General features: G+C 54.5%; 19 protein-coding genes. 3 read left to right on the top strand and 16 right to left on the bottom strand.

Going from position 1 to position 23,078, the window contains the following annotated elements; all coding sequences use genetic code 11:
- Positions 1 to 377: 377 nt before the first annotated feature.
- The 14 genes from IPI71_06500 to IPI71_06435 all read right to left on the bottom strand — a co-directional run bounded on the left by IPI71_06500 (position 378) and on the right by IPI71_06435 (position 16,096).
- Positions 378 to 1,268, bottom strand: a complete 891-nt coding sequence (locus tag IPI71_06500; protein ID QQR70334.1) for a 4Fe-4S binding protein — start codon at positions 1,266 to 1,268, stop codon at positions 378 to 380.
- Position 1,269: 1 nt separating this feature from the next.
- On the bottom strand, positions 1,270 to 2,619 hold the full coding sequence (locus IPI71_06495) for a metallophosphoesterase (protein ID QQR70333.1): 1,350 nt from the start codon (positions 2,617 to 2,619) through the stop codon (positions 1,270 to 1,272).
- Positions 2,620 to 3,716: 1,097 nt separating this feature from the next.
- Positions 3,717 to 4,205, bottom strand: coding sequence for a ferritin (locus IPI71_06490; GenBank protein ID QQR70332.1), 489 nt, complete (start codon positions 4,203 to 4,205; stop codon positions 3,717 to 3,719).
- A gap of 102 nt (positions 4,206 to 4,307) precedes the next feature.
- A complete protein-coding gene (locus tag IPI71_06485; GenBank protein QQR70331.1) occupies positions 4,308 to 5,063 on the bottom strand; it encodes a hypothetical protein in 756 nt (251 codons plus the stop codon).
- A gap of 196 nt (positions 5,064 to 5,259) precedes the next feature.
- A complete protein-coding gene (locus IPI71_06480) occupies positions 5,260 to 5,436 on the bottom strand; it encodes a YHS domain-containing protein (GenBank protein QQR70330.1) in 177 nt (58 codons plus the stop codon).
- 3 nt (positions 5,437 to 5,439) lie between these two features.
- A complete protein-coding gene (locus IPI71_06475) occupies positions 5,440 to 7,878 on the bottom strand; it encodes a heavy metal translocating P-type ATPase (GenBank protein QQR70329.1) in 2,439 nt (812 codons plus the stop codon).
- 280 nt (positions 7,879 to 8,158) lie between these two features.
- The gene (locus IPI71_06470; protein QQR70328.1) at positions 8,159 to 8,515 is read right to left on the bottom strand and encodes a hypothetical protein; all 357 of its coding nucleotides are present in this window, start codon (positions 8,513 to 8,515) and stop codon (positions 8,159 to 8,161) included.
- 94 nt (positions 8,516 to 8,609) lie between these two features.
- On the bottom strand, positions 8,610 to 9,842 hold the full coding sequence (locus IPI71_06465; GenBank protein ID QQR70327.1) for an anion transporter: 1,233 nt from the start codon (positions 9,840 to 9,842) through the stop codon (positions 8,610 to 8,612).
- A 15-nt stretch (positions 9,843 to 9,857) separates the two neighbouring features.
- Positions 9,858 to 10,541 (bottom strand): 2,5-diamino-6-(ribosylamino)-4(3H)-pyrimidinone 5'-phosphate reductase, encoded by a 684-nt coding sequence (locus IPI71_06460; GenBank protein ID QQR71972.1) that lies wholly within the window; start codon positions 10,539 to 10,541, stop codon positions 9,858 to 9,860.
- 347 nt (positions 10,542 to 10,888) lie between these two features.
- Positions 10,889 to 11,503: a LysE family transporter gene (locus tag IPI71_06455; GenBank protein QQR71971.1), complete on the bottom strand. Its 615-nt coding sequence runs from the start codon at positions 11,501 to 11,503 to the stop codon at positions 10,889 to 10,891.
- Positions 11,504 to 11,594: 91 nt separating this feature from the next.
- Positions 11,595 to 13,133: a DUF98 domain-containing protein gene (locus IPI71_06450; protein QQR70326.1), complete on the bottom strand. Its 1,539-nt coding sequence runs from the start codon at positions 13,131 to 13,133 to the stop codon at positions 11,595 to 11,597.
- A gap of 194 nt (positions 13,134 to 13,327) precedes the next feature.
- A complete protein-coding gene (locus tag IPI71_06445) occupies positions 13,328 to 14,173 on the bottom strand; it encodes a methyltransferase domain-containing protein (GenBank protein ID QQR71970.1) in 846 nt (281 codons plus the stop codon).
- Positions 14,166 to 15,008 carry an ABC transporter ATP-binding protein gene (locus IPI71_06440; protein QQR70325.1) on the bottom strand — a complete coding sequence of 281 codons (843 nt, stop codon included), beginning with the start codon at positions 15,006 to 15,008 and terminating at the stop codon, positions 14,166 to 14,168. The genes IPI71_06445 and IPI71_06440 overlap by 8 nt, the downstream gene beginning before the upstream one ends.
- Positions 15,009 to 15,013: 5 nt before the next feature.
- A complete protein-coding gene (locus IPI71_06435) occupies positions 15,014 to 16,096 on the bottom strand; it encodes an iron ABC transporter permease (GenBank protein ID QQR70324.1) in 1,083 nt (360 codons plus the stop codon).
- Positions 16,097 to 16,372: 276 nt separating this feature from the next.
- Here IPI71_06435 and IPI71_06430 point away from each other — a divergent pair, with 276 nt between their 5' ends.
- Positions 16,373 to 17,578 (top strand): iron ABC transporter substrate-binding protein, encoded by a 1,206-nt coding sequence (locus tag IPI71_06430; GenBank protein ID QQR70323.1) that lies wholly within the window; start codon positions 16,373 to 16,375, stop codon positions 17,576 to 17,578.
- Between the two features lie 730 nt (positions 17,579 to 18,308).
- Entirely contained in the window at positions 18,309 to 19,046 is a 738-nt protein-coding gene (locus IPI71_06425; protein QQR70322.1) for a tetratricopeptide repeat protein, read from the top strand.
- A 166-nt stretch (positions 19,047 to 19,212) separates the two neighbouring features.
- Here the strand turns inward: IPI71_06425 and metG are convergent, their stop codons facing one another.
- Complete coding sequence (gene metG, locus IPI71_06420) at positions 19,213 to 21,204, bottom strand: methionine--tRNA ligase (protein QQR70321.1); 1,992 nt, start codon at positions 21,202 to 21,204, stop codon at positions 19,213 to 19,215.
- Between the two features lie 34 nt (positions 21,205 to 21,238).
- Between metG and IPI71_06415 the strand changes: the two genes are divergently transcribed.
- Positions 21,239 to 22,039, top strand: coding sequence for a hypothetical protein (locus IPI71_06415; protein QQR70320.1), 801 nt, complete (start codon positions 21,239 to 21,241; stop codon positions 22,037 to 22,039).
- On the opposite strand, the gene IPI71_06410 is transcribed toward IPI71_06415, so the two are convergent.
- A complete protein-coding gene (locus tag IPI71_06410; GenBank protein ID QQR70319.1) occupies positions 22,032 to 22,946 on the bottom strand; it encodes a phosphoesterase in 915 nt (304 codons plus the stop codon). The two genes, IPI71_06415 and IPI71_06410, sit on opposite strands and share 8 nt — an antisense overlap.
- Positions 22,947 to 23,078: the final 132 nt, after the last annotated feature.

Genomic DNA, 23,078 nt, shown 5'->3' with positions numbered 1-23,078 from the left:
ATTAAATAAACCATAACTAATTCGTGTTTACATATGGTTAATGTGAGTTGGAGCGCCGATCCAGGATTTCGACTGGATCCCGATGATGACCGGTGGTATATTAAATGTGGTTATGGGGTTTTTATTCCTGACTTCTCCGGAAGAGGGATGAGAGGGACTGTTTATATAATTTTATGCCGAGAAAATGCGGCCTTCTCATCAGGTAACATACATTAATCGAAAAAATTGATTCGTAGACCAACTTTTTGCATCGGTTCTTGGCGGAGTTGGTGGTCGAAGCAAGTCATTCATGCCCTCCGTTAAGCTTCTCATCAGCAACAAGCTCAATCAATCGGTATCGATCAATAAGATTCTGAACCTTGAGAAACCTTCTTTCATCAGGGCTCCCTGTTCTCTACAGCTCCAAAATCCTGGATCATGCGATTCCGAAATCCCTTATAGTCCATGTCATCAAGCTGATCTGTTAACGTACTTCCACTGTACGCATACCGGTAGATCCACTCAACGACCCTGCCGACAACCTTCACAACATTTTCTTCAGAATCCACCCGGATGAGTTCCCTCCCGATAACCGGATGGCGCCCACGCCTCCCCCCTACCGTGATCAGGTAGTGTGGCACGGACCCCCTGATTATATGGAAGGGGCATGTGTCGATACACATGCCACACTGCACGCAGCGTGCGTAATCGAGCACCAGGCGACCATTGACCATTGTTATCGCCTTTTCCCTGCATGTGTGTGCACAGGTTCCGCATGCTGTGCACAGACCTTCATTCCTGATCGGCTCCCGAAGTCCGGTTACTCCTATCTCACTCAGTCGCTCGCTCATGCACCCATTCGGGCATGCCGAGATGGCGATTCGTACCCGGACCGGCATTTCCCGGCCAAAATGTAACCTGTCCAGGCGCTCAAGCAGTGTGATCGTGGGAACATTCGACAACCGGCAGCGGTCGGTCCCGGGACATGCAGTAATGTTTACGATCTCTTCATGTTCTGCTCCCAGGCAGATACCGATCTTCCCGAGTGATTTGAGAAGCGATGGAATTTTTTCCAGGGGGAGAGAGGGTATCTCGATGGTCTGGCGGACCGTAAGGTGCACCGCTCCCAATCCCCTCTTCCGTACAGCTCTTCCGATTCCGAGAAGCTGTTCAGTGGAAATGATTCCTCCCGGAATTCTCAATCGTATTGTGTAGAGGTTACTGTTTTTCTCGGGAATGATCGCTCCCTTCTGTTCGAGGTGGTGGAGAATTTCAGGCTTGACCTGCATCCTAGCACCGCCCAGGCAGACGCTGATCAATTTTTCTCTCTCTATGCGGCGATATCCTATCCTGAAGGGAGAGATCGCGGAATGAGAGAACCTCATCTATTTCCATAATGAAGTTGTGGATCTCATCCAGAGAGATAGGGCGATATCCGATAACCTCCGCACTCACATTTACGGTCCTGCGATGAGGGTTAAAGAAAGGATAGCGAACAAGATCCTTGTTATGGACATGTCCATGAATTACCCAGCCCTCGAATGGTTCCACTAGCTCTTCAGGATTGTGGATGAAGAGGTATGGAGTTCCCCTGTACCGCATGAGGAGGCAATGAGACATGAATGGGTAGTAGGGATCATGATTTCCTTCGATATAGAATATGCACCCTTTCAAGCGCTCAAGATACGATTCGAGCGATATCGTGCTCATGTAGGAAAGATCACCGAGAAATATCACGGTATCGTTCTCCTTTACGGTCCAGTTCCAGTTCCTGATGAGCACCCTGTCCATTTCACCAGGATCGCTTGGTAAAAATGGTCGCTTGTAGCGAAAAATGCTGTTCACATGGCCGAGATGGAGGTCGCTTATAACATAGATCTGGGGTTCGTCCAGAAACCGCGATCTGGTCATCTGGTATCCCTTTCCAATCCTGAACCGGCGGAGGGAAGGCCTGGCGTTTTTCCTCAGGTACGATTTTGAAGCATCAAGCCACTTCTTCTGCGAGAGATCGTATTCTGCCACCGGCAAACCATCTTTTCGAAGGCATATCCTAAGAATTTCGATGTACACCGGATCGCCATTCCCTTCTTCCGGCAGCTGGGATATCAGATTGCTTTGATCCTTCTTATTCCTGATTGCCACACTGTTCTTTTTCTCACCTTTTAGCCGATGGGGATGAGCCCGGGGATCTCTGGCAGGAAGGGGCGGAACAATCGTGAACGGCACCGGAGTCCCACAAGCAATGCGATCGGCTAACGATCCTGGCCGGGCAGTCACAGGGCAGATGCGGGAGAGGAAGAAGACGAATGAACGGAGTCCTGGAGAGGGAAAAACCTGGTAAAATGAAACCACCGGTTCAGACTGCACATGCGTGACCTGATTTACCGATATCAGGATTGGCCCGGATACTTCGGCGCTCCTGGAAACAGCCTCCATGATTTCATGCTGGCTTCCCCATTCTCCGGATGATATCTCTGCAAGGACAAGGTAGGGATGGCGATCGGGGTCCCGGCACAATCCCGTATCGCCGATCCACCACTCAAGGGCCCCTTGTAACCGTGAAGAAGGGATGCCGAGCCGTAAATCGAGACGGTACCGCGAAGTATCGTTATACCGGCTTTCCGGACTCGTCTCTTCCATAGGGCACTAATGGTTTGTGATTAATTATTGTAAAGATTCATTAAAGTATCTTTACATTGCCCTTTTAGGAAGGAGCCTGTCTAACGAGGTCGAAGATTGGTTGGACAGAGTTATTCCGGAAAGACTCCTATCACCCATTTCGGGATACAACAACGAATCAAACCGGAATGGGGGTTTGTATGCAGCATCCCTGTTATACCGGGATATCTCCAAAGGCGTTGAATCGATGATGCCATTTGTTTCACCATAATCCCGGCAGAAAGTCCGACCAGGAATGTGCATGAGATGTTCAACCTCTTCTGCATTAAGTTGATTCTTGACAAAAAGGTGAAGCGTGGAGTGGGCCGGAAGGAGTATACACTCACGATCCTGGGCAATCCCGGGTTGCGACAGTCCCCACATGAGAGTGAAGCGACCATGCCCCCCCATAGGAGAGCCTCCGAAAACACTTCACAGCGACCGTTTCGGCATGAAAAGGGGGTCGTACCTGAAGTGGTTCACTCCCCTGCTGTAGCACCTTTCCTCAGGATGCTGCAGAAGAGGGTACCGGTCGATGTAGTTCAAATACTGGCTTATCGGCATCTGGTTTGAAAACAGGTCGTGTAATGCCTTGCTTTACAACTTCATCAGTGAAAATGACCATAGGGGCGTGACTCTAAAGTTTATAAAGGTACCGAAATATATCTGATACAACGTGTTTTACCAAATTTTCACCTTCCTGAGCTCCTAATAGCATAAAGATCAGATAGGTTTATAAAAGGAGTTTACTGATTGGACAGGCTCCGGGATGAGTTGGCCGTGTCCGTAAATATGGTGAACCTGCGTCCCTTCTTACATATGCTACTCCAGCAGGTTCCTGGTGGTGACATTTCTGTTCGTTCCAGCGCCGTGGAGGGCGGAGAGTTCCAGCGCTGGCTTCACGATACGGGTACAGCATGCAAGATGAGACAGTCGCCTCTGAGTTGTAGTCTCATCCTCTGGCCTTCCATGCAGGCCGGCAAAGTATTCTTCCGGGCTCACGATGTGCTTCCCACACTCCCATACATCCGGTGAGCCGTTAAGGATAATGGTCCAGAACCGTGGGTTTTCTGGAAAAATTATGTTCTCTTGCCAAGCTCGTGGTCGAGCAAGAAAAGATGCCCCGGCACGTCGCCTATCATTTTGATCTTGGCAAGTACCTCGCTTGCAGTGGACTCCTCCTCAACCTGTTCTTTCACAAACCAGCCGAGGAAGTTTTTTGTGGCATGGTCTTTGTCCTTGGCGGCGAGATCCACGAGATCGTTGATTAGCCCGGTCACCTTCTTCTCATGGGCGTATACCTGCTCAAAAACTGCCTGGAGTGATTTCCACGGCGTCTTTGGTGCCTCGATGGCCATGAACTTCGGTGTTCCGCCTGCCTCGATGATATAGTCATAAATTTTCATCCCATGTGCCATCTCTTCCTGCGACTGGAGCCGAAGCCACCGTGCAAAGCCTTTCATGGTGATCGACTCACAATAGGCAGACATGGCAAGGTAGAGATAGGACGAGTAGAACTCGGCATTCACCTGCCTGTTCAGTGCATCTTCCACGGGTTTTTTCAGCAAACGATAAACCCCCTGATACCCAAAGTGTTGATTTGTTTTCGTTTAATCCTTTCGAACAAGCCGGTGAAACCTGAAAAAGGGGATAAAATGGATGATAAGGGTTTAGCGGGTGACAATGACCGATGCATTCTGGTCAAATGGATTGGTCCGCATCGCCAGAGAGAAGAGATAGGGGAAGTTTCGTTTGAGATAGTGCACGTAGTCCACCCACTGCAGTGCCAGGTTTCTGTAGACCCTGAGCAGGTCTCCTTTCAGGTGGTCGAGGTCGCTATCCGGGAGCGAGGACAGGTCTTTGCGGCGATTGAGCTCTTCGGTGAGGTGGAAAACAGCTCTCAGCGTTTCGGTGAATGACTGGTGCTCCAGGAGGACCGGGTTTTCCAGGAGGCGGAGCAGGAAATTTCTCCTCTCTTTGAGAAAACCCGATACGCCAAACAAATCTACCTCTTTCAGGTCGATGCCAAAGCTGTAGCCTGCCATGTAGCTATTGAGACTGGAGAAATCGCCAGCTGTCCAGTCACCGGTTATAACCAGGCGGTGCCTGACTTCATCAAGATTGGGATCGCAACCAGAGAGGTAGGTGAGGAGCTCGGTGCCGACTTCCGAATAAAACGTTTCGATCACCATGTTGATCTTCTCGAGCCTCTGGTTACGGGCCCTGATTGCCAGAAGTTCGTTCAACACGATGGTCACAAGGAACACGCTGATCGGGAGAAATCCTAGCGAATTGAAGATGTAGTTCATGGTGTCCCGTGTGTTCTGGAGGACGGTGAGTTTGATCGCGTAAATCAGGGCGGAGATACAGACCAGTACAATCCCCAGTTTTAACTGCCACGAAAACGTGCGGACGAAATTATCCATACAGACTCTTGTGAAGGCGACCGGTAAAAAGTAGGCTGTACACCTGGTCCACTGCCGACCGGTCGCCCGGGATGAGCGTTCTGACATTGCTCCGGGTTAAAAAACCACAAAAGCCCTCGTACCGGTGGACGTACTCGTGGTTAGCAGAGTGGGGGGAGAGGGTCTCCTGATGAACGGAATGTGGAACCTGTCTTTCCTAGTGTGATGCTATCGGCCCGTCATCCTGGTTCCCGGAAGCATACTTTTCGGGATCGTTTTCGAACTTCTTCTTGCAGCCCGGAGCACAGAAGTAGTAGGTCTTTCCCTTGTAGACACTCGTAAATTTCGCCGTCTTCTCATCAACGGTCATCTTGCAGATGGGATCGATTGCCATCGGTCAGGCACCTCGCATTTCTTTTTTTTTGGCAGGAGGGATATACTTTTTGAGCATCAGCGAGAGGGAGATCACGGTCACCGAACTTGCCGCCATGGCCAGCGCCCCAAGCTCGGGACTGAAGGTATAACCGGTAATCGGGTATAAAAGCCCCGCTGCAAGCGGGATGAGCGCCGTATTGTAGGCAAAAGCCCAGAAGATGTTCTGCCTGATCCGCTGCATCACTTTCCGCGAGAGCTGGATCGCCGCGGCAGCGTCCAGGAGGTCGTCCTTGATCAGGACGATATCCCCTGATTCAATAGCCACGTCTGTCCCGCTTCCGATGGCGATCCCTACATCTGCCCGGGCAAGGGCGGGGGCGTCATTGATTCCGTCACCGACAAAGGCTACAACACCGCCCGCCTTCTGGAGATTTTCAACTTCACGGGCTTTATCTTCTGGCAGCACTTCTGATATGACCGTCCGGATCCCCACCTGCCTGGCGACCGCTGCAGCGGTGCGCTGGTTATCGCCGGTGATAATGGCAACCGAGAGGCCCATGGCCTCGAGTTCCCTGACAGCTTCGGGGGTGGTTGTCTTGATAGTATCGGCAACGGCTATGACGCCGCCAGGAGCCCCGGCGATTGCAACGATGACCCCGGTCTTCCCGTCCTGTTCAAGAGCGGTAACCTGCGAATCGAGTTCCGGCGGGATGATTACCCCGTGTTCTGCCATGAGAGCGCGGTTCCCGATATACACTTCTTCCCCGAGCACACGGGCGAAGACCCCTTTGCCGCCAAACGTGGTAAACTCGGCGGAATTCTCGGGCCGGATACCCCTGGCTTCAGCCTCCCTGACCAGGGCATCTGCAAGCGGATGGGACGAGTTCTTCTCCACCCCGGCAGCAATGGCAAGCAGGGTCCGTTCATCGATTTCGGCTGCGATGATATCGGTGACCGCTGGCTTTCCGCGGGTCAGAGTACCGGTCTTGTCAAAGACCACCGATGTAAGACGGTCGGCCACTTCCAGTGCCTCGCCGTTTCGGACCAGGATGCCGAGCTCTGCGCCTCTCCCCACGCCCACTGTCACGGCAGTCGGCGTGGCAAGTCCAAGCGCACAGGGGCAGGCCACCACCAGGACCGAGATGAGTGCGGTCAGGGAAAAGAGCAGGGGCGCACCGAGCGCGACATACCAGACCAGGAATGCTGATACGGCGATAATCAGCACGACAGGGATGAAATAGCTGACTGCCGTGTCGGCGATACGCTGGACCGGTGGTTTCGATGCCTGCGCTTCTTCGACGAGATGAATGATTTGGGCAAGGACCGTGTCTCTGCCAATCCGCTCGGCCCGGAATGTGAAGGCGCCAGTGGTATTCAGGGTTCCCCCTACCACCTGCGATCCCGGTTCCTTGAGCACCGGGATCGGCTCCCCGGTAATCATCGATTCGTCCACGTAACTTTCTCCCCCGGTAACCTCGCCGTCGACCGGGATCTTGTTGCCGGGCTTGACCACCAGTACATCCCCGACCACCACGTCCTCTATCAGGACGTCCGTTTCCGTTCCTTGCCGGATGACCGTTGCCGTCTTCGGACGAAGCCCGATCAGGGTCCTGATCGCCTCCGATGTCCGGCCCTTGGCACGCGCTTCCAGGTACCTGCCGAGGATCAGGAACGAGGCCAGCATGATTGCGGTATCATAGAACATGAACTCCCGGGTGAGCACGATGCCGAGTGTGCCAAGGACACTTGACCCGAATGCTACGCCGGTGCCCATGGCATACATCACGTCCATGTTGAGGGTCCGGTTATGAAGTGCGTTTCCGGCAGCACGAAAGATCGGAAGGGCGACATAGACAAAGACCGGTGTGGTAACAACCAACATCGCCCAGGAGAGAGCTTCCATGGATACGGGGAGAGGGAGAAACATCAGGATAAAGAGCGGGATGCTCACGGCGAATCCGATCGAGAACCGTTGCATCTTTTCCGCGAGATCTGCCTGACGGGCTTTCTCTTCAGCCTCGAGCGAGAGCTCCTCGGCAAGTCCCAGGTACTGGTAACCTGCCGCTTCGATGGCGCTCTTCATATCCTCGATGGAAGTGACAGAGGCATTGTATACGACGTAGGCTTTCTCGGTTGCGAGGTTCACCCGAACCTGGTTCACGCCAGGGAGGGCAGAGAGTGCCTTCTCAATGGTCTCAACGCAGGTCGCACAGACCATCCCTCCAACTTTCAGAACAACCTCGTCATGGATAACCTCGTAGCCGGCAGCCGCGATCACCTTCTCAATTTCCTGCAGCGTTACGACCGAGGGGTCGAACTCAACGCGGGCGGAATCGGTCCCGAAGTTTGCACGTGCAGTCGTTCCCTTTCCGATGCTGGCGATGGCATCCTCAATGGTCAGGCTGCAGGTCGCACAGTGCATCCCGGAAATTTTGAGATCGGCGCTTATCTTTTTACCCATACCTGCCCCTCTCCCTCCTGGTTCAATATGATATCACGAAGGCTAATAGATACTTCTTTTCCGTGCGGCAGGGTTACGGGTCGTCCGGAGGTTTTCCCCGTCCAGTACATATATCACATCACCGGGATCTGGCACGGGTATGGAATAACCAAATCCCTTTTAGGTAGTCCTGTTCTTCCTCATCGTTGCGCCGGGAATAAACTTCCTCTCCCTCTGGATGGGAGGTCAAGGCCAGGTCACTTTCCCGTGGAGAGCTATCATCGCCGCGATTCTTGCCTTCCTAGTCGCAGGCTCGTTCAAGATAGGAGACCTGTGGGAGAAAGCGGTTGTGCTCCGCTTGGGTCGATATACCGGGCTTTGCAGGCCCGGGCCCTTCTTCATCACCCCGTTCGCCGTGCAGGTCGTGTACTCGACCGACCATTGTAACATCACCATCCCGTTCAGGGCCGAGAAGACTCCAGCGGAAAATAGGCCAGGGAATAACGATCGTTACCTGATCTCCACCCCGCAGGGTCGGTTGCCCGGGGTTACACCCGGCTTTTTTCCCCGGCATCCGGGGATACTGTCCTTTACCGTGGTGGGTGCCGACCGGAGGAACAATCCCGGCCGGGTGCCGGTGCCTTCTCGTGACTGGCATGGCATTTTCCTAAAAGAACCCTGTCACCTGCTGTCATCCAATCCTGTTCATCTCCACCTTCCAGGAGGATGCGATCCATTTCACCAGCAGGGGGTCAGATCGAGAGGAACACCGAATAGACCATAATATTCAGGACCGTGAGGGGGAGGCCAACCCGGAAGAATTCCCAGAACGTTAGGCTGTACCCTTCCTGTTCTGCCTGCTGGATGACGATGACGTTGCTTGCCGCGCCAAGGATGGTAAGGTCCCCGGCAATGGTGCTCCCCGCAGCCAGGGCGAGGATCTGCTGGATCGACATGCCCTGCTGGATGATGAGAGGCTGGAAGAGGGCAACAAACGGTACATTCGAGATAAACTGGCTGACCACGACTGAGACGGTCATGATGACCGGGATTGTGGTGAGGTGCGAATAATCGATGGTCCCCTGGAAAAACCCGGTGTCGTAGACGCTCTGCATCAGCACGAACATCGCCGCAAAGAAGGCAAGGGTATACCAGTCGACCTTCATGAGAATCTCGTACCGGTTCGGGCTGGCGATCAGGACAGGAGCGGCTCCGGCAAGCGCAATTAGCATGAGGGGGAATGTTTCCCTTCCGGTCAGTCCCATGACGATCTGGACACCCACGAGGGCGAGAATGATGCAAAGCGAGAGTTTCGAGAGCCGGGCAAGGGCTTCGTTTTTCACCGGGTCGTCCCTGGGAGGGAGGGGGCATTCTTGTGGCGGCGGGTAGAAGAACCGGACGACCAGCCAGGCGATGACCAGGTTGATTGCTGTCGGAAGGGCAAGGTGTGCGAGAAAGTCGGTGAAGGCATTGCCGAGTTCTGCGTATTGGGCAAGGAGGAGGTTCTGCGGATTGCCGATGGGCGTGGCAACGCTTCCGATGGTGATGGCAAAGCAGAGAGCCAGAAGAGCTCCTTTCGGGTTGATACCGGTCCGAAGAGCATACCAGAGGATGAGGGGTGTGCCGATGATGGCCATGGTGTCGTTCATCATCAGCGCCGAAAAGAGTCCCATGGTAATCATCATGGCGAGGAGGAGACAATCCGGGGTTCTCGCCCGCGAAAAAAAGTGGGACGAGACCGCCCGGAGATACCCGCTCTCGGTCACTGCTGCCCCTACCACGAACATGCCGAACAGGAAGAACATAACCTCGGCATTGATCGAGCGGAGTGCATCGGCTGGGGATATCTGGCCGAAGAGTAGGACTGCTATCGCCCCTGCAAGCATGATCTGCCAGATTCGTATCCGCAACCTTCCGACCTGGCGGACGGCTATCAATACGAAGACCAGGGCAAGGACGATCAGGGGCAGGATCGAAAAAGCCATCCCTGGGCCGTCGCCTCACTGTTCCCGCTTCACGCGCCAGGAGAGCAGGACACCCTCGTCCATGGGTTCTGCCCCGGAGAATGTGAGCTGGACAAAGGTCTCCGGGGCGACGAATCCGGGACCGTCCGCCAGGGTTGGTGCGTCCCGGCCACCGATAATCATGTTCCCCACAAAGCAGGTGAGCTCGTCAACCAGACCTGCCATGAAGAGCGCCGCTATGAGGGTCCCGCCCCCTTCCACCATCACTGTCCGGATCCCCTGATCAGAGAGAAGGGAGAGGAGGCGGGGGAGATCGACCTGTTCACCACCGGCCCGGAGGACCGTTGCATATCGTCCAAGCTCCGCCACTTTCGCAGGATCAGCCCGCTCCGAGCAGGCAATGATCCGTCTACCCTCGCCCTTGTGCAGGATCGCAGCGTCAGGAGGAGTCCGGGCCTTGCTATCCACCACGATCCGGACAGGATGTTCCGGCATACCCCGTGCCATCCTTATCGCCCGAAGCTCCGGTGATTTGACTGTAAGGGAGGGGTCGTCAGCAAGGACCGTCCCGATACCCACCATGACAGCATCGCTCTCGGCCTTGATCCGGTCGACCCGGGAGAAATCGGCAGGCCCGGAGATCCTGACCTGCCTTCGCTCCCTTGTGGAGAGCTTGCCATCAGCACTCATCGCGACATTGACGTGGACAACGGGGCGCATGCTCTCAGTTTGCATCGCTCCTCTCTTCAAGATTGCCGGATCGTTTGGTGGAAGGGTTGGTTGAACAACTGTTTTCCGGCCTCTCTCAGCCGGTGTCTCCAGGGCTTCGTTGTGCTGGTGTGATGCATGCCCATGTTTCGTCCGCCACCGCCAAATCAGACCGGGAACCTGCCCACAGGACATTTTCTGCCCCGATAGGGAGTCCTGGGAGGACGCTTTTTAATGCAGGCCGGGTGCTGATGAATTAGGTTGGAGCAGATGCGCTGAGGATACAATGATGCCGATAGCATCACCTAATATCGCACATCCTCCGGGTCTCTCCAGCCGGGCTTAGTTGTGCCGTTTTTCTAGCCCCCGTTTTGAAGGATGAACCCGGCAAGATAGGAAAGGCCGAACACGATCAGAAACAGTCCGCAGAACCCGAGAACGTAGCGGTAATGCCGTTCAGCAAGGACAAACCGGCCCCGATGGACGCTGGTCGAGACAAGGGTGAACCAGCCAAGGTCCGCTGCCCAGTGTCCGGCAAGAAAGGCGACAAGCAGGACCAACCCTCCGGTACGGCAGGCTCCGATGACAAGCGCGCTTCCCACGGTAAACCACCAAATCCAGAAATAGGGGTTGGATATGCTCGTGACTGCCCCGGCAAGAACCGGATGCACGGTTTCCTCCGCTCCTGCTGAAAGCGTGAGAGTTGCGGAGCGAGCACCCCTGACCGTGAGTGCTCCGAAAATGACCAGAGCCAGTCCCCCGATGCCACCGATGAGCCAGGAGTAATTACCGATAAGAAGTGAAATTCCGGCCACGATGAGGACTACCATGAGGAGCTCGACTGCCATATGCCCGAGAGTGACCCGGGGCCCCATGCCCCATCCTCCCTTAAGGGATGCGTTAATGGTGGCCACGAGAGTTGGTCCGGGCGCCAACGCACCGGTGAGTCCTATCAGGAGCCCGAGCGCCAACATCTCGATAATTTCAGGGATCAATACCACTCAGAGATCGTATGTCTGGTTATACTATCAAACGGTAGGCAGGCTGGCGGACCGGCCATATAGCTCAGATCCAGCGACAGGAAGCTCCGCAGTTATCTCCACGGGTTTTCATCAGCAGGAACGGGGTCTCTCCCATGATACGTGAGGCAGTCTCCTCGAGAGTGGATGAGTTGCCATCGGTGATGGCAAAAACGGCGGGACCAAACGAACTCATGCCCGTGCATGCCGCCCCGGCTTCCCGCAACCCGGTGATGAGGGAGCGCACAACCGGTACCTGCCGGGCTATTTCGACCTTCTTGAACCCGGTACGCTGGATAGCAGAGACAGCTGCACCGAACATCCCGAGATCGTGGCGGACTATCCCGGGGAGCAGGCGCATCACGATCTCGTGGCAGATCTCCTGCACCTCTTTGCGGGGGACAGGGCAGGCCTCGCGGAAGACGTCCTGCTCCCTGGTGCCGCTCACACCGGGGCCGAGAATCGGGATTACCAGGATGACCTGCCAGTCTTCCGGGAATGGATGCCGGGCGATGACCGGAGGGGGCGGTATTCCCGGAGACGCTGATGAAGGGCGGAAATCCGTTTTCTCCCCGGATTCCCCGTAGCTGTGACCGCCATCGACGATCAATCCGCCAGAACCAAACGCGGCCGTCCCGATGCCCGAAGTCCCTCCCCGGCCAACCACACGGGAGAGTTCCTCTACCGGAACGGTGATTCCATACAGCTGGCACATCGCCGTTCCCGCAGCGAGGGAGAGCGATGTCCCGGTACCGAGGCCGGCATGCTGCCGGGGTGTGCGGATGATGGTGAATGCTGCACTCCCCGTGATCCCGAACCGGGAGGCTACAGCTTCCACCGCCTGCCTGACCCGTGCGGCCTGGGCCTCATCTCCACCGTCCACCCTGCAGACCGGGTTTCGTTCGGCCTCGATCACGGTATCTGGAGCTTCCAGCGTTATGCCGATACCGCCGTCCACCCGTCCCAGCCCCCCATGGAGGTCGATCAGCCCGAGGTGGATGCGGGATGGTGCCCGTACCCGGATCCGGGGTTGTCGTGCAAATGAGCCGGCCGGGAAGAGTTCTTCGATGGCCATGAACGGCACGTCGTTCCTGATAATGCGGTAGGTCCGGGAGAGGAAACGGGTATGTGGGGCAGTGCCGAACCGCCTGATGATGTCAGGCCCCGGTAAGGCGAACCGTATATCCGATATTTCCCGGCGGGACTCGATCCGGTGCTTCTTCAGGATCTTCCCGATCGGGATATCGGCCCGCATCAGGTCGTCCCGGAACCCGGGCTCGAGCCGTTCGACAGGGGTGTAGGAGATGGCATAGATGAGGATTTCCCCGGTTGTGCAGTTCACCAGTTCCACTATACGGTGGTTTACCGGGTCCCCGGCCCCGATATCGAGAAGTGCGGCAACCTCGCTGCCGGCCTGGATGACATTCTGCGAGACTGTTCTCACGCAGACATCGGATCCGGTGATTGCCTCAAGGAGGGTGGTCACTGATCCGTCGGTGAGCAGGAGGACGGTCTGGAACGGCGGGAGGGGGCCGGTGATCTCTTCTATCGTCCGGATGCGTTCATGCAGGGGTCCTTCGGACATACTTCCAGTGTCAGTCTCATGTGCGGTGGGAACCATCAGTATATCAGTCTTGCGGCAGGTGCCCGGGTGATGGAACAGGAGATACTCTGCATTCCCTCAAGCCCGTACTTTGGGGCTGGTGAATGCGAATCCGGGACCGGTTCGGAGAGAGGTTTAGGTAAAGATTCTCCGCGAGGTTATATATCGGGGCCAGGTTATCGGCCGTTTACTTCCCACCATAGCTTCACCCTTATCGTTGTCCCGGTATAGGTATATGAGCCATTCTCCTCTGTGAGGACCCTTGAAAAATAGTCACGCACAATTTTTTCCTGACTTTCAGTGCTCACCCTGTACTGGTTCACGTACTCATTTATTGCACTCTCGAAGTCAGGGAATATCCTCTTATGCTCCATCGGGACTGTTTCCACATTTGGATAAATCCCCATATCATAGAGCACATTATAAAGGACGTCCACCTTAGGCCCGCATTTAAATTCCCGGCGATGCAATTGAGGCCACAGATCGATCATGGTCTTTTCCCAGCTTGTCATTCCCGCAAACCAGAAAAGGTATACCCACTTGGATGAAGCCCTGCACATCGACTTGATTGAAGCCTTAATATCCGGCATTCCAAGAGAATAGGAGGCAATCACGATATCGTAGCGGTGGGGAAGATCCCGGGTGGGATCAATATCTTCCCAGCGTTTCTGAAGGATGGTGAGATTTGCTATCTTTTCCCTGGCAGCCTGCTCGGTCATAACTTCAACCATTCCCGCCGCAGGCTCTACAGCAGTAACGTGGGTCACTTTTCGTGCGATTGGCAGGGCAAGGGTTCCGGGTCCTGCACCGATATCCAGCACCCGGGACAGAGGAGTTAGTGGCAGCGCTTTCAGGATATGATCGATCCGCTGTGGGTTCTCACGTGACTGGGCTAGGAACCCGGAAGCTTTCTCTCTTGATTCCCAAAGGTTTGTACATTCTTCGTATCCTCTTGACTGAATATTATCACTATAAAGCCGCTTCCAGACCGCATTCCAGTCAGGCAATCCACTTTCAGTCACAGGCATTCACCATCTCTCCTGTCGTTTCGGATTTACGTATCGGTTCTACGGTAAAGCAGTACCTGTTTTCCAGGATGCACCGGGGAATCACGATGTTCACACCTCCCACCGTTCTTACCGTACAGTCCTCGGTGTAGATTTTTCCGAGCACTTCTTCGGTAATGACCGTTGAAGGAAGACCCTCGGCCGTAATGCTGTTTTCATTCATGACCACTACCTTGTCGCAGAACCAGGCAACATGGTTGGGATCATGGCTGCAGGCAAGGATGGTGGTGCCCTCATCAGCGATCATCCGCATGATCTTCCATATTTTTACCTGGTTCGAGTAATCAAGCGCCGAAGTTGGTTCATCGAGGAACATCATGGGAGTTTCCTGGGCAATTGCTCTTGCCATCAATACCATCTGGCGCTGCCCTCCGGAGAGCTGGTTGTATGGTCTGTCAGCCAATTCTGTGATGCCGATCGTTTCTATCGCATCACGTGCAATCATCCTGTCCCTGCGGCTAATTCCGAAGAAACCTCCCAGGTGGGGGGTCCTGCCCATAAGAACAACCTCACGGACCAGGTAGGGAAACGGGGGTTTATGCTCCTGGGGCACGTATGAGACCAGTTTCGCGGTATCCTCATATTTTAAGGTTCTTATGTCTTTTCCATTCAGTCTCACAGACCCTTTCTGGGTCTTCAGGAATTTCAGACAGCACTTGAACAGCGTTGTCTTCCCCGAACCGTTCGGGCCGAACAGACCGCAGAGGGTCCCTTGCTCAACGCCAAAGGAAATGTCCCTAAGCACCGGGACTGATCCATAGCAGAAATGCAGACCACTTACTTGAAGCATCTTCTTCACCCGAAAATCACTCGACCTTTGTTTCTCAGGAGATAGCACAGGTAGGGGGCACCTAGGATCGAGGTGATAATCCCAACAGGGATCTCCGAAGTCGTCAGTGTTCGTGCAAGAGTATCACAGAGAATAAGGTAGAATCCGCCCATCATTGCTGCACAGGGTATCACGTAACGGTTATCAGGGCCAAGAAGCATTCTCGCCGCATGTGGCATCATCAACCCTACCCATGCGATTATGCCGACAAGAGAGACTGCAAACGCCGTAATTAGCGTTGCAAGCGAGATGACAACCAGCTTATACCTTTCAGGGTTTATTCCGAGGCCTTTTGCCTCTTCATCACCCATCGAGAGGATGTTCAATTTCCAGCCCAACCACCACAAGATAAGAAAACTCCCGAGAACAACCGGGCCTATGGTGAATACATCCTTCCATGTCGCATAATAAAATCCTCCCATGAGCCAGAATACGATCTCTCTCAGGGCAGTATCCGTTGCAGTGTATTTCAGAATCGAAACAAACGCAGAAAAGATGGATCCGATTACGACACCAGACAGGATCAATGTGACGATGGGAGTCTCTCCCCTTACGCGGGCAAGGAGATACGCCCCGGCTACTGCAGTGGCTCCAAAAATAAATGCCGGTATCTGGACTGAGTGAAAAATCATCGGAAATACAATTCCAAGCGCAGCGCCAAATGCTGCCCCCGATGATGCTCCTAGGATATATGGTTCCACCAGGGGATTTCTGAATACCCCCTGGTAAACCGCCCCGGCTACGCCCAGGGCTATTCCAACAAATATTGCGAGGAGGACACGTGGCAACCTGATATTCCAGATGATCGTATTATGGAGGTTGCTTATCTGGGAGAGATCGTAGAACGGAGTGAAATGAGCCAGAATGGTAACATACACTTCATGAGGTGATATTGAATATGCCCCAGCCACCATTGCAACTCCGGCGGACAATGACAGGATGATGAAAAGTGCAGCAAGTACCAGTATTTTTTTCTTTTCCGAGAAAAATTCTGAATCGAGATCTCCTATTCTCTCAAATATTTCCCTTCTTTTGAACCACTCATTCATGATACTCACTCGTTCCACACCAGATCGCCTGTATATGTGGATAAACGATCATCAACAATACATCACAGGTACTACTACACCTATAATTCAGAGCAGTTATTAAACATTTTCATGTTCTTGTTATGGTTTATAACGAGTCCATTATATTTCTTACGTAATGGAAGATTATTATGCTTATATAATAAAAAAATCTTCATGATCAGGCAATGTAACGATACATCCCGCCATCCATCTCCATCAAGGCGAAGAAGAGTGCCTTGGGTCCTGATACTCTTCATGGTGTTGGGTGTCACAGGGTGTGTGATCTTTGCAGGATGCACAACTCCGTCCAGCGATGGGAGCAGTTCCCAGCCATTTCGTGACAGTGATTACCGCATAGTCGAGGACATGCGGGGGATTGATGTGAAGATCCCTGCACACGTTGAACGGGTAGTGACGATAAACGATGGTTTTATTGAAGGGATCCTTTACAGGTTAAGGGAAGTGGATACGGTTGTAGGAATGGGGGGAGAATGCTGCCAGAAAGTATTCGACTATTCTTTCGAGGATATTTCCGGAGAGAGCTATACGTACATTCAGGGGATGAACCCGGTACTCTATCTAAACCCTCATCTCAAGGATCTGCCACTCGTAACAACGGGAGCCACGGGGATCAACTATGAGACCCTTGCAAAGCTGGACCCGGATGTGGTTATCATCCGCCTGGGAGCCTATGCGTTCAGAGCCGGCAGTGAGGAGACCGTTGATAAGACCATACAGACCATCGATTCGCTGGGAATCCCTCTTATTATCCTAAAAGGTCCGCCTTTCCAGGACAGACAGGATGTGAGCAATATTGCACAGGAGATCAGGATAATCGGACAGGTATACGGAAAAGAGAAAGAGGCAGAGGATCTAGCGGCGTACCTTGACAGCAGCCTCACCATGATACGCGAACGGACGAAAGATGTTCCCGAAGAGCAGAAGCCAAGGGTAATGCAGTTCGGACTCTCTCCCAATGCACGGTCCGGCGGTGGAGCCGGCATGGCATGGGGTCTCGACACAATTGAGTCATACTTCATTGAAGATCTTGCGAATGCCAAGAACGCATACCGGGGGAACGGGGCATTCGTCATCATCAGCACAGAGCAGATGCTCGCCCTGAACCCGGATGTCATTGTTCTGCCCACCGCGCAGGGTTACCATCCTGCCCGGGAGATCTATACCGCTCCCTACTATCAGAATCTCCAGGAGCTTGATGCCGTGAAGAACCGGAGGGTATATGCGCTCCCATGGACTCCCTACAACTGGGCAAAACGGTTGGAATACCCGATAGAGGCACTCATCATCGCAAAAGCAGCGTACCCTGAACGTTTCAGCGATGTGAAAGTCCATGAATGGGTCCTGGACTTCTACCAGAAGGTCTATGGTGTTGACCTGGCAACCGCAAAAGAACTCCGATCAGCCCAATGGCTTGACTGGACTGTTGAGGAAGATTTCTAAAACCTTTTTTCGTAAGGCCTTGAGGATGCATCATCCACGGTGAAACCCTTTCTTCCCTTTAACTCTCAAAAAACCACACCAGTCTTTTTTTTGCCAGGTATACAGTCTCTCCCATCATTACATAATGCCGTAAGCGGGGCGAGCATCCCATGCCACCTGTACCTTCCAGGCCGGGGTTCTCATCTCCAGGAAAGGGGCAGGGAACATGATTTTCCCTGCAATCGCGATGGCCCCGGCAGGAGGACAGGCTTTCTGTTGGTGCGGGGGGTGTCTTTGGCATGACGGCCTCAGGCCCGCTGGCAGGGACACCTGGTGGGTGAGGCAATCGGGGTTGGGCGGTTACCCGTGAACGGTGCCCGGATAATCACCAGGGGGGCACTGGTGCTATCATTTGCGCAGGCAGACAAGAGGGACGTTTGTGAGGCTTTCCCTCCCGGGCTTCATCCAGGCGGTACGGCCACAGGGATCAGAGCCTTTATCGGCCTGGCCTTCTTGTTATTGGCCTGCCAGCCCGCTCTGCGGCACCGGGGACACCCGTTCGCGACCATCATCGCTCTACCCCCCCGTAAACCATGGTGATGTGCAAACGATCGCCCAGGATCGCAATAACGGTGATACTGGACAACGAACCACGGGGCGCCAGCCGGATGGCCCTGATCCACAGGTTTCTTCGGGAGAGGGATGAGAGATGTCATCATATATGGATCAAGATATGCCAGGCCAGGGTAACATGATCAAGACGAAAAGACGCAGCGGAGCTGAACTTGCCTCCATCGGCAGGTATCTTGAGGCTCTTGCAGCCTTCGATGAGGATCTTGAACAGTCCAGCGACCAGGTCCTCCTCATCGGGAAAGCGCTCACCCTGGACAGGATAGGGATGTTTAAGGCTTCCCTGGAATGCTGTGAACGGGCGATCGACCTGGAGCCTGCCAACCCTGACGCATGGTTCGTCCGTGGTATGACGTTCTACTGGCAGGCCCGGATGGAGGATGCGGCCCGGTGCCTTGATCATGCCGTAACGCTTGATCCAGGTCATGTCCATGCCTGGATGGCCCGGGGCAACTGTGCCTACGAGATGGGGAACCTGGAAGGGGCTCTCCATTCCTATGAAGTGGCCATCTCTCTTTCTGCAAACCTCCCCAATGCCTGGTATAATCAGGGGGTGTGCCTTGCCGACATGGAACGGTTCGAGGAAGCGATCGAATCCTACGACAACTGTATACGAATTAATCCCGGGGTGAGCATTGTGCATGCAAACCGAGGCGTCGCCCTCGTCGCCCTAGGGAGGTATGAGGAGGCACTTGCTGCATTTGATACCGCGCTGGAACTCGATCCCCGGGATCTAACGGCTCTCAACGACAAGGGACTGCTCCTTTCCCGGATGGGACGGGACGAAGAGGCGATGGCTATTCTCGACAAGGTACGGGAACAGGCACGCAGGGAGACTTACACGCGTAGGGTCTGGTAACGTGGATGTATTTGCTTCATTAAAAAGTGTCATTCCCTGCGGGCTGTCGGACAGTCATCCTCACCCTGGTTTTTCGTCTTTACCATAATGAGGTGCCGGTACTGCCATTCACACTGGTGCTCTGGGTGTTCCTGTTACATCTGATCAGGGTTTGGAGTTTGGATATTTACCGGATTTTTGTACCTGTTGGCACTTCCTTTTCCGGCACGAGCAATGATGCCTGATCTCCTGCGGCAAGGATCATACCGTTGCTCTCGATCCCGAAAATCTTCGCCGGCTGGAGGTTCGTCACTACCACAACCGATTTCCCGGTGATTTCTTCCGGCGTTGTGAACTGGGCCATTCCGGCAACAATCTGCCGGACCTCAACCCCGATATCCACCTTCAGCTTCAGAAGTTTATCCGACTTCTGCACCTTTTCTGCCGAGATCACCTTCCCGATCCTGATATCAAGCTTGCAAAACTCTTCGAAGGGTATAATCTCCATTTTCATCGCCTTCTTTCCTGCTTCTTCGATCCGCTGTGCCAGAAGCCTGTCCATCTCCCCGATGATGGTATCCTCGAGCTTTGAGAAGACAGGTTCAGGGACCGGCAGCGGGACCGGGGGGATATCCACAATAGCTTCACCGATCTGATGATCCTGGATCCGGTCGCTCTCACCGAGCATCTCCCAGATTTCCTGTGCTTTCTCCGGGATAACAGGCTCAAAGATCAGGCAGAGCGCCCTGACCAGCACCAGGCAGTCCTTGGTTACCTGTGCTGCAGCATCGCGGTCGGTCCTGACCAGCTTCCAGGGAGCGTTGGACTGGATGTAGTTGTTTCCGTAAGAGGCAAGGGCCATCATAGCATCAATGGCAGTCTTGAACTCGTACTCTTTCATTGCCACCTCAATCATAGCGAGAGAACGGTCTATCTCGGCGAGGATGTCCTGCTGTACCGGGATATCCGGGATTCCTCCGAACTCCTTGCGAGCGAAGAAGAGGGTCCGGTAAACGAAGTTGCCGAGTGTGTTGACCAGTTCATTGTTGATCCGCTCCTGGAAAACCTTCCAGGAGAAATTGAGCTCCTTGGTATGATTGGTGTATGAGAGCAGGTAGTATCGGAGGTAATCAGCCGGGAAACCCTTATCGAGGTAGTCATCATTGGTCCAGACCACGTAGCCACGGGACTTTGAGAATTTGTGGTCATCCACCTTGAGCATCCCGCTGGCAACCACCGCATTGGGCGTCCTGTATCCTGCCGCCTTCAGGAGAGCCGGCCAGAAGATGCAGTGGTGGTAAATGATGTCCCCGCCTATGAAGTGGATGATCCCGGTCGACTCACCGCACCAGTAGTCCCTCCATGATGCTTTGGCCTGCTCTGCCCATTCCTCGGTAAATGAGATATAGCCAATCGGGGCATCAACCCAGACATACACGACCAGATCATCGCGTCCCGGGAACTTCACCCCCCAGTCCAAGGTTCTCGTGATACACCAGTCGCGAAGTTCGTCTCTTACCCATCCCAGGGCGTAATTCCGTGCATTCAGGGTTCCGGAGAGGGTATCTAGATAGCCGAGCAGGAAGTCGCGGTACTCGCTCAGCCGGAAGAAATAGTGCTCCTGGTCGCGGAATTCGGCCTTTGTCCCGCAGGCCATGCAGGTCGGTTCCCTGATCTCCCCGGGCTCGAGATGACGCCCGCACCCCTGGTCGCACTCATCGCCCCGGGCCGGCATCCCGCAGTGTGGGCAGATCCCTTCCACGTACCGGTCGGGCAGGAACCGCCGGCACTTCGTGCAGTAGCTCTGCTGGATGACCTTTGAATAAACCTGTCCGTTCTCTATAAGCCGGTTCAGGATGGAACGAGTCCGGTGGTGGTTTGTCGCGTCATCAGTCATCCCGAAGTGATCAAAGATAACGCCAATCCTCCTGAAGGTCTGGTCGAAGTGAGCATGATATCGTTCCGAGAGATCCCGTGGCGATACGTTCTCTTTCTCTGCACTCACCACTATCGGGGTCCCGTGGTTGTCGGAACCGCAGATGAATACCACCTTCCCGCCCCTCCGTCGGAGGTAGCGAACATAGAAATCGGCCGGAACATAGGTCCGGAGGTGTCCGATGTGGCAGGGGCCGTTGGTATAGGGAAGTCCGCAGGTCACCAGGACGGGTCTGTCACGCATCACTATCTTTTTTGACGATTATGCTATAAATAGCATGATTACCATGGGAAAACGACTCTCCTTCCCCACAAGGTCCTTCGGATCAGACGCTGTCCTTCCCGATCTGGCCCTCCTCACAGCCTGGGTTGCGGAACGGAGGGGCAGGGAAGGAGACCTCATCTCATTCCTCCTCGAAAGGGCCCTCCGGCCCCAGTTGGATGCCGGGATATCATTGCCCTGTGCCGGAGGGTCGTTCTATTCGGACCGGTGGAGGCAGGCTATCAATGGGATCGAAGATGGGGTTGTGACCGGTGAGCTGGAATGCCGGGCGGAAGATGTCGCCCGGGATGCAGAGGATCTTATCCGGGTCCGGAGAGGACTCTTCGTAGCCATCCCGGGCCCGCACCTGCTGGGTCTCCAGGACCGCTATTACCAGGATCGCGGGGAAGCCGGGGAAGCACTCTTCTCGGTATACCGGTCCCTGATGCGGGAGCAGCGGGACGCCGGTGTGGATGGCCATGTCCTCTTCTGTGAGAGAGTCCACCGGCCGGAGCTCGAGGCGCTTGCCAGGCGCAAGGTATTCTTCTTCCCGAAATCCATGACCAGGAAATCGCTGTCCCTGCTGCTGGAGTATCAGCAAACGATAGCCGTATGGCCGTCCGGGCTTTCGCTGCTCTCAGGTCTCATCGACGATTATGAAGTACACCGAGTGGTGCTGCTCAATCCCGATGCGCAGGACTTCCGGCAGGCACTGCAACTCATGGATCCCGACCAGATCTTCTGCGGCGGTTACTGTAGGGAGTCCTGTGATGAGTACTGGACGAGCCTGGTAAAATCGGCAGAACTCCTCATATAGATTCGGCGATTTCCACGAACCGGGAGAATTCCGGGATGGCACCGAAGAGCCGGAAGCGAATCCGCTGCCACAAGGTGAAGTCAAACGTCCCGCCGGCTGCATTGGGGTGACCGCCTCCCCCATACTCGCGGGCGATGAGGTGGCTGATTGGTGGAACCGAACGGAGCGAGAACCTCCCATCGCGGGAGACCAGGACTTCGATATCCGTCGAGAGCTCCTTGCGCATCCGGGCCGCTGCCTCGCTGGGATATCCGAAGAGGGGTGAAAAAGCGATCCGGTACCGTGTTCCCAGGATGGTCGCCTTTTTTACGCTCTTTGCAATCTTGGCCTCCATGTCCGTCACGATGCCACGGTATTCCTCCTCGATATGCCGGTCGGTGAAGATGCCCTCAGCGAGCCGGTCACGGACATAATCGCGGTTTTTCCACCGCTGGAGAACCACACCGAGGACTGCTGAACGGGGGTCTTCGTGCTTCCAGAGGTCGTAATCGCAGACAACGCGGGCCACCTCCTGTGCTATAGGGTCATCAGGGAGGAGGTCCCGGGCACAGATCCCGCAGGCACAGGTCGAGGTATCGATGTGCAGGAGGCTGCAATAGCCTTCTATCGAAGCCCGTTCCTGGTCCGACCAGCGGTGGTGATCCCGCCACTCGATCTGCCACCCTGCTGTATGAACGTTCCGGACCTGGGTCTCGATGCCGGGCTGGCAGCCCAGGTCGCTGATGGAAAGAACAGTGCCGGTACCGTCAATTGTTGCGATTGCATCGAGGGCATGGGGGAAGTTCCCGACCGAACAGAAGATGCTGGTTACCGGCCCGAACCGCATCCGGTGAATGGCATCGCCACCCACCGCATCGAGATCGTTATGGGTCAGGTGCACCAGCTGGCCTCTCCGCGATGTTACCATGGAGATAACCCGCTCTTCAAAGGCCGATCTGGTTCTGGATCTTTGTAAGTCCACCTATTCCACCGCCGGTTTAAAAAAAGGTGCATTATATAGGGGATGCAACCTTAAACATCACATTTTATTAGTGTAAAA

Source organism: Methanolinea sp. (assembly GCA_016699325.1).
GTDB lineage: Archaea > Halobacteriota > Methanomicrobia > Methanomicrobiales > Methanospirillaceae > UBA9949.
The sequence above is the reverse complement of the archived record's forward strand: the minus strand, read 5'-3'. Positions and strand labels throughout refer to the sequence as shown.